The 11,728-nt window shown below is 40.6% G+C and carries 13 protein-coding genes and 1 tRNA gene; 5 read left to right on the top strand and 9 right to left on the bottom strand.

Annotated elements, in window-relative coordinates; translation table 11 throughout:
* Positions 1-68: 68 nt before the first annotated feature.
* Together rlmH and rsfS are read right to left on the bottom strand one after the other, a co-directional pair.
* On the bottom strand, positions 69-527 hold the full coding sequence (gene rlmH / locus ID47_RS01530) for a 23S rRNA (pseudouridine(1915)-N(3))-methyltransferase RlmH (protein ID WP_038463072.1): 459 nt from the start codon (positions 525-527) through the stop codon (positions 69-71).
* Entirely contained in the window at positions 524-886 is a 363-nt protein-coding gene (rsfS, locus tag ID47_RS01525) for a ribosome silencing factor (protein WP_038463070.1), read from the bottom strand. Before rsfS ends, rlmH begins: the two co-directional genes overlap by 4 nt.
* A gap of 142 nt (positions 887-1,028) precedes the next feature.
* Here rsfS and ID47_RS01520 point away from each other — a divergent pair.
* Positions 1,029-1,104: transfer RNA gene (locus ID47_RS01520), tRNA-Thr, on the top strand.
* 357 nt (positions 1,105-1,461) lie between these two features.
* Here the strand turns inward: ID47_RS01520 and traD are convergent.
* Positions 1,462-1,926, bottom strand: a complete 465-nt coding sequence (gene traD, locus ID47_RS01515) for a conjugal transfer protein TraD (protein ID WP_038463068.1) — start codon at positions 1,924-1,926, stop codon at positions 1,462-1,464.
* A 192-nt stretch (positions 1,927-2,118) separates the two neighbouring features.
* Here traD and ID47_RS01510 point away from each other — a divergent pair, with 192 nt between their 5' ends.
* Positions 2,119-4,860, top strand: a complete 2,742-nt coding sequence (locus ID47_RS01510) for an AAA family ATPase (RefSeq protein WP_084675834.1) — start codon at positions 2,119-2,121, stop codon at positions 4,858-4,860.
* A gap of 9 nt (positions 4,861-4,869) precedes the next feature.
* Positions 4,870-5,433, top strand: a complete 564-nt coding sequence (locus ID47_RS01505) for a hypothetical protein (protein ID WP_038463063.1) — start codon at positions 4,870-4,872, stop codon at positions 5,431-5,433.
* A 159-nt stretch (positions 5,434-5,592) separates the two neighbouring features.
* Here ID47_RS01505 and ID47_RS01500 read toward each other — a convergent pair whose 3' ends face one another.
* The 4 genes from ID47_RS01500 to ID47_RS01485 all read right to left on the bottom strand — a co-directional run bounded on the left by ID47_RS01500 (position 5,593) and on the right by ID47_RS01485 (position 8,072).
* On the bottom strand, positions 5,593-6,537 hold the full coding sequence (locus tag ID47_RS01500) for a hypothetical protein (RefSeq protein WP_038463061.1): 945 nt from the start codon (positions 6,535-6,537) through the stop codon (positions 5,593-5,595).
* A 7-nt stretch (positions 6,538-6,544) separates the two neighbouring features.
* Positions 6,545-6,901: a helix-turn-helix domain-containing protein gene (locus ID47_RS11540; protein WP_051908398.1), complete on the bottom strand. Its 357-nt coding sequence runs from the start codon at positions 6,899-6,901 to the stop codon at positions 6,545-6,547.
* A 63-nt stretch (positions 6,902-6,964) separates the two neighbouring features.
* A complete protein-coding gene (locus ID47_RS01490; RefSeq protein ID WP_038463059.1) occupies positions 6,965-7,657 on the bottom strand; it encodes a hypothetical protein in 693 nt (230 codons plus the stop codon).
* Positions 7,658-7,718: 61 nt separating this feature from the next.
* Positions 7,719-8,072: a helix-turn-helix domain-containing protein gene (locus ID47_RS01485; RefSeq protein ID WP_051908395.1), complete on the bottom strand. Its 354-nt coding sequence runs from the start codon at positions 8,070-8,072 to the stop codon at positions 7,719-7,721.
* 259 nt (positions 8,073-8,331) lie between these two features.
* Here ID47_RS01485 and ID47_RS01480 point away from each other — a divergent pair, with 259 nt between their 5' ends.
* On the top strand, positions 8,332-8,661 hold the full coding sequence (locus ID47_RS01480) for a LysR family transcriptional regulator (RefSeq protein ID WP_038463057.1): 330 nt from the start codon (positions 8,332-8,334) through the stop codon (positions 8,659-8,661).
* A gap of 71 nt (positions 8,662-8,732) precedes the next feature.
* Here the strand turns inward: ID47_RS01480 and istB are convergent, their stop codons facing one another.
* Complete coding sequence (istB, locus tag ID47_RS01475) at positions 8,733-9,479, bottom strand: IS21-like element helper ATPase IstB (RefSeq protein ID WP_038463055.1); 747 nt, start codon at positions 9,477-9,479, stop codon at positions 8,733-8,735.
* A complete protein-coding gene (istA, locus tag ID47_RS01470; protein WP_038463053.1) occupies positions 9,472-10,998 on the bottom strand; it encodes an IS21 family transposase in 1,527 nt (508 codons plus the stop codon). Before istA ends, istB begins: the two co-directional genes overlap by 8 nt.
* Before the next feature lie 61 nt (positions 10,999-11,059).
* On the opposite strand from istA, the gene ID47_RS01465 reads away from it, so the two are divergent.
* Positions 11,060-11,719, top strand: coding sequence for a LysR substrate-binding domain-containing protein (locus ID47_RS01465; protein WP_075261543.1), 660 nt, complete (start codon positions 11,060-11,062; stop codon positions 11,717-11,719).
* The last annotated feature ends 9 nt before the right edge of the window (positions 11,720-11,728 follow it).

Below are 11,728 nucleotides of genomic sequence, written 5' to 3'. Positions count from 1 at the left end.
CAAGATTCCGGGTCATGCTCCGCTTGCCTAGAAAAACGGCATTTTTATGAAGAATTGAATTCCTCATCTTAATCTCGATGATAAGGATGACCGGCTAAGATTTGTTGGGCCCGATACAACTGCTCCATAATCATCACGCGGACAAGCATATGGGGCCAAGTCAATTTACCGAAGCTAATAATTTTAGAGGCTCGATCCCGGACGGACTGATGTAAGCCATCGGCACCGCCAATACAAATGGCAACTTGAGAATGACCAGTATTCTGGAAATCTTGAAATAATTCTGCAAAGTCACGACTAGTGAGTGTGCTGCCACGTTCATCTAAGACAATGAGGGGTGTGGCCTCAGGAATAAAGGACTGAATTTGTTCCGCTTCAAACTGTTTAAGGGTATCACCAGTTAGATCTGACCGGCTGGGTAGTTCTTTTAGCTCGATTTTCCATCGACTTCGTTTAAGGTATTCTTCTATTAAGCTGAGTTCTGGTGATTTTTTCAAAATCCCCACACAAATTAGACGAATCTTCATTCAAATTTTGCAGCTGCTACAGGAACTTCCACGCCCCACATTTTTTCTAAATTGTAAAAACTGCGAACTTCGGGACGGAACACGTGAACAATAATATCTCCCGCATCAACAATAACCCAATCACATTGAGGGATTCCCTCAACACGCGACTGAATGCCAATTCCTTTAAATTCACGATGTAAATTTTCGGCCAAGGCGCCCACTTGACGACCCGAATTACCTGTTGCAATCAACAAATAATCAGCAATAGAAGATTTACCTTTTAAGTCAATGGTAACAACTTGTTCAGCTTTTTTGTCATCTAAGATTTTAAGGGCAAACTCTTTAAGGTCTAGGGAAGATTCTAAGGTAGAGGCCATAACTCTTTCTTTTTTACTATCAATTTTTTGTTACAATACCAGACTGCGCCTGAAAAGTACAGAAAAGTAATAAATTTTATGGGGGCTCGATTGTAAACATCCCTATTGACAGAAGCCACAAATTTGATAGCTTTTATGTATTGCTGAAGTAGCTCAGTTGGTAGAGCAACTGATTCGTAATCAGTAGGTCGCAGGTTCGATTCCTGTCTTCAGCACCATAGGAATCATTGGGTTTTAAGGTTTTTTCTTCTACGTCTAAAAATACATTGTCTCCAAATTGTCACCATTTGAGCAAAGAAAAATACTTCTGATATACAAACAGTGACTTCAGCTGCCGCGCTCGATATTCTTAACAGGAAAGATAGGCCCAAATGGTATGGGGCATAAAAATTCATGTAAGACTATTAGGTAGCAGCTAAAGCTATCACCTACACTTACCGTATTGTTGACTACAGGTGAATGCCTGACGGACAAAAATGTGGAAATGCTCAATTATATCCACAAGATTTATAATGAGGTACAGCAACAATGTTTTATAAAAATCTTTTATCTTTTGATAAGTAGTGAATAACAGTTTAGGCAGCGGCAATTTCCTGCAAAAGCATTTCAATATCACCTAGATTCATTTTAATGACCTCAGGATCAGCAATACCTTCCCATTCTTTTCGAACAGAATTCCATCGCATTCCAAATGATCTCAATTTTTTACGAACAGACGCATCCGGTTCTGAGGGGAACTTAAGGGTAATCGGCTTCTCATTTTCCATCATCCCTTTATTTTTATTAAAAGCGATCTCTCCGTCCTTTGCCCATTGATCGAGAATTTCAATGTCATTAGATTGATCCTTAATTTTTAGAAGAGCGCCAAAAAGTTGGGTTACTGTTAAATCAGATAATGTAGCCTTTTCAACCAACCCGCCAAGCTCAATAAGTCGGCGTGTTCGTTGCTTTCGTTCCTCCAGTTTTACTTTAGCCTCTTTTTCTTTTAGCCGGTTGATTTTCTGCTGAAGGATTTTCTTCTTCTCTTCAATTTTACTCATATGTCAGCTCCTAACCTCAATCATGAGATTATTGTATATGGATTAAAAGGATAAGAAAATAAAAAATAAATCCATAAATTATGGATAAGAGCAGAGCGATCTAGGAGTACGCAATATGCGTTGCAAGCAACGCGCGTTTTCATTACCATAAAAATATGCTTAAAATTAATTTTTAAAATCTTACCACTCTAAATGGCAATCCAGTTTGCAAGAATCGAATATGTATCTCGGAGTATGGGTGGAAATGCTTGTCGAAAAGCAGCCTATAATGAAAGATCAAGGATTACTTGTGAACGAACAGGAGAAGTTTTTAATTGGAATTCAAAACTAGATCTCTTCCACCATGAAATCCTGTTGCCAGAAGGTGTTTCTAAGAAGTTTAAAGACAGTTCCTATTTATGGAACACCGCAGAGCATGCCGAACGACGCAAAGATAGTCAGGTCGCCAAAGAATCTGTCATTGCTTTGCCGGATGATAAAATTATTACGCATGAAGATCGAATTGAATTAACTCGTCGGTACGCTCATGCCCTATTCGTCTCAAAAGGACTTGGTGTGCAGGTTGATATTCATGCTCCTCATGATGGTGAGAATAACTGGCATGCCCACCTCCTAGTGACAACTCGTGGATTTAATCTAGATGGCAAGAGTCTGGCAGCTTATAAAGCCAGGGAAACAGATCCTAGCATTCGAAAAGGATATATCAAAGAAGAGCAAAATCCGGGTGATATTTGGGCACAAATCCAGAATTCTTATTTTAAAGAAAAAGGGTACGATTTAGAAGTAGAGACAACCAGCCTTGTTGCCCAGGTTCATATGGGGCCAGTGCGCATGCGGGGTCATTTAACAGGTGTTGTCGCAAGGGCAGAACTCTTAAAACAAGCCAATGAGGAAGCTGTTCACAATCCCAGAGAAATCATCCGAAAACTAACAGAAAAATCCTCTGTGTTTAGCGAAAAGGATGTCAATCGCCTTTTGGAAAAGTTTGGGGAGGCGACAGATCGGGATGCATTGAGAAATAAGATTTTCGCCCATAAATCTATTATTGCTCTCTATGACAAACTCTCTCAATCTAGTCTCGGTTTATTTACCACAAAACAAGTCCGGGCCGAGGAAGAGAAATTGATGAGGTTTGCCGCCAGAGTAAATGAAGGGAGTTCTAGAACAATTAAGCCACAACTAGCAGATAATTTAGCTGCTGAAAAGGGCTTATCATCGGAGCAGGAAGCTGCTGTAAGGCATGTGTTTGGTGAAACCAAAGGATTAGCTATTGTCCAGGGAAGGGCCGGAACGGGTAAATCCTACACCATGAACGCGATTCGAGAAGGTTATGAACGATCAGGAACAAACGTTCGGGGGCTAGCGCCGACGCATTTGGTTGCCGGAGATATGGAAAAAGATGGTTTTCAATCGGCTTCAACAGTGCACAAGTTTTTGTTTGACCTCAAAAATGGAAAAGCTTCTATCACTAAGAATAGCGTATTGATGATCGATGAAGCTGGTATGATTGGCAACAGTGTGTTTGTCGAACTGCTTCACGCTGCCAAAGAAAAAAATGCCAAAGTCGTTCTGTTTGGTGACACGAGACAGCTGTCGTCTGTGGAACGTGGTGGGATGTTTGAGTCTTTGGTAACCACCTATGGTAGTGCCACCTTGAAAGAGGTCAGAAGGCAAAAAGTGGATTGGCAGAAAAATGTTAGTGAGCAATTAGGAGATGGGGCTTACCGGCAAGCAATCGAAACATTAAACGAGGCTAAAGCAATCAACTGGCAAGAAACTAAAGAAGAGTCTATGGCCTCGCTTGTTTCTGACTGGGCTCAGAGTTATGAGAAGCAGCCTGAGAAAAGCCGATTAATCCTGGCAAACAAGAACACGGATGTTGATGCTCTTAACAGAGCTATTCGTGAAACCAGGCTTATTAAGGGGGACGTTGACTCTATAGGCTACGAAATCCAAACCCAACGAGGTCGAGAGGTTTTTGCAAAAGGGGAGCGAGTCGCTTTTACTTTGACAGACAAGGATGTGGGTGTTAAAAGCGGCTCCCTGGGGACTATATCTAAGATTAGCAAAAATACTTGTGCTGTAAAGCTGGATAATGGTCAAGAACTTACCTTTGATCCCAGTAAATATCAAGGTCTTAAACTTGGTTATGCTAGTACCATCTACAAATCCCAGGGAAAGACAATTGAAGAAGTTTATGTGCTGCATGATAAATCATCAAATCAGAAACTAAGCTATGTGGCCTTATCACGCCAGTCCGAAACACTGAAGGTTTTCGTGAATACTGACGACACTAAGTCTTTGGATCACCTCGTTTCCCAAGTTTCTCGGGATTCTCGCAAGATTTCTTCCCTGGAGTTTATGACAGCAGCCCAGCTCCATAAAGTCACCCAAAATCAGAACACACCTTTAAGTAAAATAGCTGATAAGCTCAATGATGTAGTGACATCAATCAAGGATACGTTTCATAGAAATGATGAATTCTATCAACTTAAATCGCTAGAAAGCTCTATTCACTCAGAGCCAGTAAAAACAGCACTGTCTATCGATGAATTATTTAAAGAACAGGCTGACCGCCAGATGCAACAAGCTACGGGCAAAAGCCTTGGTGAGTTTGAAAAGGCTATGACTCAGTTTATGGAAAAATATGGTAGGGATAGTACAGTTCCACCAACATCACCAATCGAAACTCAAACTACCGAGCTTCTCAAGGAATATGATACCTACAGCAAGGCATTAACTGCTAATCAGTTAACACCATCTCAAAAAGCTGATTTCGAAAAAACTGTTGCTGAGTTCGCTAAAAACACGAGTGCTATGACCTATTTAACCCAGATAAATCCTGAAGTTAAAACGAATATTGACCGGATGATTGGCAGTAAAGAACAAACGATTATCCCACCCCTAAACAAAAACATTGATGTAAGCCGGTAAGGAGAGAAGATGACGGATCTCGCAGAAAAAATACAATCAGATCACATTCAGGACCTGACTAATGCCTTATTTTTAATTAACGGATTGCATTCAAAGCTTTCTCAAGAAAGCCAGTTAATCGCAACTTCTGTTGGGCAAGTCAATCTTGCCGCAAAGGAGTTTAAAGATTACCTGGAAATCTTGAAAAGACAAGCAGAGAAAATACAGACAACCCTTCAAAATGAATCAAAAATAATGGGAAAGATGATTGCTCAAGAAGTCAGTATACATATTGCTGAATCTGCATCAAGCGAACTTAACAAAGCTCTTTCTAAATTACAAATGACTTCCGCTGCCATAGAGCTTGACTTATCCAATTCTAGCAGCAATGTCAGATTCTTTTCTAGATTTACTGTAATCCTGATTTTGCTCTCAACTTTTCTTGGCGGGCTTATAGGAGGTGGAATGGTTCATTATTTATTTCCACCCATCAACGAGCAGATGGGAATCCGTTTGCATGCAGGCGCAATGCTCTCAAAAGCATGGCCGAACCTCAGCCAAAAAGAAAGGGAAAGAATTGCTTCTTTGAGCTAAGCTAATTTGTAGAAATATTAATGGTTCAATCTCAGAATAGATTTTTTTCAGCCTAAATCTAGCCAGCCTATACCACTAATCTAGGAAAGATTTAATCCATAATTCACAAGTATAGACAAATCCTATTAAAGAAACTTCTTTATCTCTTTCCATAAATCTCTATAAATAATCAATATCTGAATTATAAGCAATGTAATATCGTTGTTGTCCTTGCAGCACTTGAACAGGTGCTACATACCGGTTCAAATCTGATATCGCTTGAGCGTTAATAAAAGGAAAACAGACTGTTTTGTGCCGTGCCCTTAGCCCTTCTTTAGTGAAAGGAGAAAAAGGATAGCCTTGATCTAAAAGCTGATCAACTTCCTGGCAGTATTGCTTAAACTGTTCATTATTAAACACAAACAGCACACTCGCTCGGCCTTGGTCATTGAGGAAAAGGAAGCTTCCACTAACATCCAGTAAATAGTACTCCGTAATTTTTTCTCTCTGAATCAGTGTTTGAACGTAGCTGATAAAAGTAGCATCCTGAAGGATTTGACCCTCTCTATTGGCTTGCCCCTCTTTTATAAGAGTCGAAATCTGATCATTGATAATCTCTTGAAAATAAGCCTGCTGACCTTGCTCAATATATTGCTCCAAAAGTTGAAAAGCATTAGAGTCTTGCTGACAAACGTAAAAGTCAATCAGTCCATTGTTAAAAGCTTGAATCGCTAAGGTTTCATTCTTCCTTTCTGTTAAGAGGATTTTTTTAATCCTTAACTCTTCTATGTCTTTAAGAAATCCGCCTATCTGGTCATCCAATTCTTCACCTCGACAAATAATACAGGAGACTGTTTCATAGCGGGTGGGGTTATAAATCTCCTCATACAAATAGTTGACACTACTTATATCAATTGGGGTAAGACCCTGATCAATCAAACGATGAAAGAATAATGGCCGCTGATTAACCTTATTTAGATAAATTAGTGCTTCATCTGGAGTAGAGAAATCTTTATCTAAGGCAACGAACTGATCTTTTAGGTATTGGCTAACCTTATACTTATCATTCGTAAAATCTATCTCTAAAACAGAGGTGGGGAAAAAACAGTATGGGAAATGATTCATGGCTTCTCTACCTTTCTTTCACTTTAACGTCAGCAATGATTCCCCTCAACTCTTCAACCTTGAGTTGAATTTCCTCCCCCTTCAAATTTTGGCAAGACAGCCAAATGCTTTGTTCTTCCTCCGTTAGAGAGATTTCATTAAGTCCTTCGAAAAAGAAATTTGGTGTCACGCTTAAGATTTGACACAAATCATAAAGCCGATTGGGCAATATTTTACCCTGCCCTGTTTCATATTTAGATACCAGTTGCGGGGTCACTTTCATCAATTTAGCTAAATCCCGCTGAGTTAGGTTTAACTCTTCGCGGCGTTTCTTTAATTGCAGGCCCATATGAACCTCTATGGGTACTGTTTTAGATTGAGGCATGTGACGAATTCCTTTTCGCGTTCTTAATACATAAAATTTGATGGAAGAAAATGAATTAGATTTTTATAGAGCGGCTCTCCTTTTCAAAGCTGATGAAAAAGAGATGACATTCTTTTCAGAGGATTCAGTTTCCCTAGGATTGTTTTTCCCATGTGTGTTGAATACATCCACTGCTTGGCGATCAGCATTTTGTAAGTAACGCCTTACTAAGGAATCAGATTTTTGATAACGCCACAATTGATGCTGAAGTTGAATTTTAATGTGCTCTAAAGAATAACAAAATTGATCAGCTTCCGACGGCCAAAGCGACAAGGTTAATATCTGGCATTTTCCCTGCCGCGTCAGACAAGGTTGCACTGAAGAAAATAAGCTTTTTAATAGATCAAAATGAAAGGTTCCTTCATTTGATAAGATAAAACACATCTCGTTTTTATGAAGACTCTGTGCACAAAAGAAGAGAAGCATTAAGCTTTGGATCATCAATTCAATGAGAGCAGCATCATAGAGAGGCTGGCATTGATCCTCTAACCGATCATCTTCTTGCAGGGTGAAATTAGTTACCTGCAAAGCCTCCTCTAAGAAGTGCATTGATACGGTTAAAGAAAAGCCCGTTTGCCTTTGATGCAGCCTTAACGTTGCATCTGATAACCTTCCCTCTCCTTTAATATCATAAGAAAATAACAACTGTTGTTGCTGCCAGGTGGAAACATGTGTTTTTAATCTTTCCAGCAATGCTTTTTTATTAACAAAATTCATAACCAACCCTTTCTAAATATTTATCCATGGACCGTTTAACTTTTCTAAGGAATTGGCCATTTTATAACGCCTTTACATCCATGAGTGTTCCCTCTTCCACCAACAATCGAATAGTAATTTTTTCTTTCTCCTTAACACAGATCATCTGCACCTCTTTGCCTTGAGGAGAAAAATCTTCTCGATCTTCATAAAAAAAGTTCAGCGGAACTTGTAAAAAATGTCTGAGTTCCAAAAGCCGACTCGCTGGAACGCGATCGATATTTTTCTCATATTTGTGCAGTTGATTGGCACTCACGCCTAACAACTGTGCGAGCCGTTGCTGACTCAGTCCCAGGGCTAGTCGACGTTCACGCAATTTCTTAGCAATATACAGATCATGCGTAGTGTTAGCTCTTTGATGCTTTGTTAAGGTCATAATGTATCTTTCTCTAAATTAAGAATATTACATATATTCCAAATTGGAACATATCACATTATTATAGGTAACAGCAATTTGTATAATAGCAATAGAACGGGCAGAAATTGTAAGTGATAAGACTTTTAATCTTTAGGAGAATAAAAATAATTTCTTTATAGGAATGTATTGGCTTCTTTCTTAGGTGACGGCGGCCATCTTGTAAACACGCCAGCGAAAAGGTACAGTTAATATAAACCCTGAAAAAAGACAGAGTGTCATGGATCGCAATCAACTCTTAGCTTTCTACTATACCATTACCTTGGGATCGACCGGTCAAGCTGCTGATAAATTAGGGGTTAAGGCCTCTACCATATCGAAACTGCTTAAAAGCCTTGAGAAAGAGGTTGGTCATCAAATTTTAACGAAGAAGGGACGAAACCTTGTTTTGACGGAGAAAGGCAAGATTTTCTTTGAGACATCCAAAAATATTCTTGACCAATACGATCTTTCTATCAAGAAAATGCAACGGCTTTCGGACCGTATGGAAGGCGCATTTACTTTGTCACTCCCGCCTTTTATCAGCAGCCTATGCAACGACAAAAATTAAGACCGGAGAGCGTCAGAAATTATGACCGGTGATAGAGGTTACTTAGTCGTCATAAAAATTCTCCTTTTAAGTTATTTATTGTGCCGGCAATGGGTGCGCCTGTAACTTTCTGACACAATCTCAATAATCGTGGCATGATGAACCAAACGGTCAATGGCAGCCACGGTCATCGTTGTGTCAGCAAAAATGCTATCCCATTCGCTAAAAGGTTGATTGGCTGTCACAATGAGGCTGCCTGATTCATAGCGATGCGCAATTAACTCAAACAGAACATGGGTTTCCGCTTCATCTTTACGGACGTAGCCAATATCATCCAGAATAAGGACTTGGTAACTGTCCATCTTGGCTAACGTTTGAGGCAAACACAATTGTTGACGTGCGGCTTGAAGTTTCTGGACCAAGGCAGTGGTAGAGGTCAACAAGACACGGATCCCTCTTTCAATCAACCCATAAGCAATAGCTGCTGCTAAATGGGTTTTCCCCACGCCGCTTGGTCCAAAAATCAATAGATTTTCCTTGTTGTTAACCCAGGCCGTATTATCGGCCAGATCTTGGATTTTTGCTTTGTTCAGAGTTGGAGCATGACTAAAATCAAAGGTTGACAAAGCCTTACCGGCAGGGAGTTGGGCCTGCTTTAAGTTTCGCTTGAGCTTTTTTTGCAAACGGGCGTCAATCTCATGCTCGCATAAAATGGCAAGATAGCGGTCAGGAGGCCAATTCTCTTCAAGGGCTTGCCGAGCAAATGGTTCCCATAAATTCCTTATGGTTGCAAGCCGGAGTTCCTTGAGCAGAAGAGGCAGTTTGGCAAAGTCATGCATGAGCTATCTCCCTTCCTAAGGACGATAGAAGCTGATTATAGCAAGCTAAGGCCTGCTGAGGGATAGCCAGATAAGGGATCGGTAAAGGCTTGGTTATCTTTCCATAACGATTTTGCAAGGCGCCTAAATGAGGAACTTGACCCTTTTGGAGAAGGCTTAAAACTTGATGCCCTAAGTCTTCTTCACACTTATAATCGGCCGCCAGTTTAAGAATTCCCACCATAAGCTTACACGCTTGGCGGCTAACACATAAGTGATCAAGCAATTGCCATATTTGGCGATAAACAGGGGACGGTAATACCTCATCTCGCAGCATACTGTACCGAAAGGCTTGGGGCTTGCAGGATAAACTGTTAATCAAATGCCTATAATTGATACAATATTGGCGTTTGCCAGAAATTGTTTGAAGACGGGGCAGCTCAAGGGTGAGCTCACTGCCAAGATAACAGACCAGATGATCGAGATACAGGTGGATACGTAACCGCTGACCAATAAGACGAGACGGCACACTATAAACAACGTTTTTGACAAAGATAGTGCTGGAAGTTGTCACCCGGGCTGTGGTTTCTTCATAATCAATGGTCCGGTAGTGGGGTAATGGCTTGAGTCGTGTTTTTTCTTCATCAATTTGCTTTTGATGGTATCGATTATGGCGATTCACGACAGACTGAAGAAAGGACTGATAGGAGACAATCGACTCAAAGTCACTCGACCCTCTTAAAGTCAATGTTTGAGCAATACGGCGCTTCAAATGGCCATGGGGTCCTTCAATACTACCATTCTCATGGCTTTTTCCTAAATTGTTACGGGTCGGTGTCATCGTGTAATGCTGGCACAATTGCTCATACTTCGTCGTAAAGTTTCGTTGTGTTTGGTCAGATAAATTCTTGTACGCCGCTGATAAGCTATCTGTTCGATGCTCTTGTGGACATCCGCCTAAACGCCAAAGAGCATTTTGCAATCCCTGAGATAAGGCCTGAAAACTTTCACCTCCTTGAACTGCTTGGATAAAAGACCAACCACTGTAAGCTAAGCGGAAATGATAGAGAAGATGCTTAAAAGGCTTGCCTTGAATGGTCACTTGGAAAGTCTTAGGGGTCGTAAAATCCGATAAGCCTTGACGTCCAGGTTGATGGATCTGGCGAAAGATGATTTCTTTATCAGGCCCCTCTAAAGCTCGCCACTGTTGCAGAAGTCTTTGTAAAGTTCTCAAATTCCTTGACGAATAATTGCCGGGATAAAGGTCCTGGAGATGCTCCAATAAAATGATCGCCGATAAAAATGGCGTTTTTTGAATTAATGGCGTAATAATGTCATCCCAAATGTCAGAAAAAATATGAGTCCCAGGTTTCCTCCCTCTTTTGCTTGCTTGAGACGGTAATATTCCTTGTTTTTCTAATCTTCTGCCCGTTCTTTCGCTGAATCCCGCTTTAGCTGCTGAAAGCTTTTGCGTATGTGCTGATTTTCTTGTTTGCATGTATAGCCTATATTGATGGTCGGTTATTGTTTTTCCAGGCATTGGAACCACGCTTTTTAAGGTCCTTTGCCTCCTTTATAAACCGGACTCTATTTCTGACGCTATGCGGCTATATTATCTGACGTTGTATAGCAGCCTATGGTTCATGGAGGCGATAACACCTTTCCTGAACGCCAACCAGCAAATCTCTGTTGATATTAAAACTTTGAGGGAAGCACCCGACTTTAAAGCCGGAGAGGTCGATATTGATATTCGCAATGTTACCCCTCTCTTTCTCAACCAGGAAGAAATTAATGCTCACTACTTAACAACCTATAAGTTTCGGTTGTATGCGAGCCAGGCTTATGTGGAGGAAAAAGGCATACCTCAAAGCATTCATGATCTTGACGCTCATACGTTGATTTCTTTTACGAAGGACGGTTTATTTCCTCACACTTATGAACCTCAAGCGATCAAATGCAAACAGCATCTGATTATCGATTGCCCCTTGGCAATTGCGAATGCCGTAGAAAACAATGTCGGGATCGGCCCTCTTCTTCCCCATATTGCCCGTCTTAGCCAGCAGTCCCTTGTTCCCATTCTCCATAATCAGCTAAGGCAGTCGCTTAATATATATTATACTTATCCGGCATCCTTAACTCAAAATCGCATGGTGCAAGATTTTTACAATTACTTGCAAAGCCTACCGGAAGATTTTTTAAAAGGGAGAACCCATTTACTGGCTAAGAGACCCCAAAAAATCAATCCTCTTTCAGATTTTTAATACCTTTCT

The organism is Candidatus Paracaedibacter acanthamoebae (genome assembly GCF_000742835.1).
Lineage (GTDB): Bacteria > Pseudomonadota > Alphaproteobacteria > Paracaedibacterales > Paracaedibacteraceae > Paracaedibacter > Paracaedibacter acanthamoebae.
Note: the sequence above shows the minus strand (reverse complement) of the source record. Positions and strands in the feature narration are given on the sequence as shown.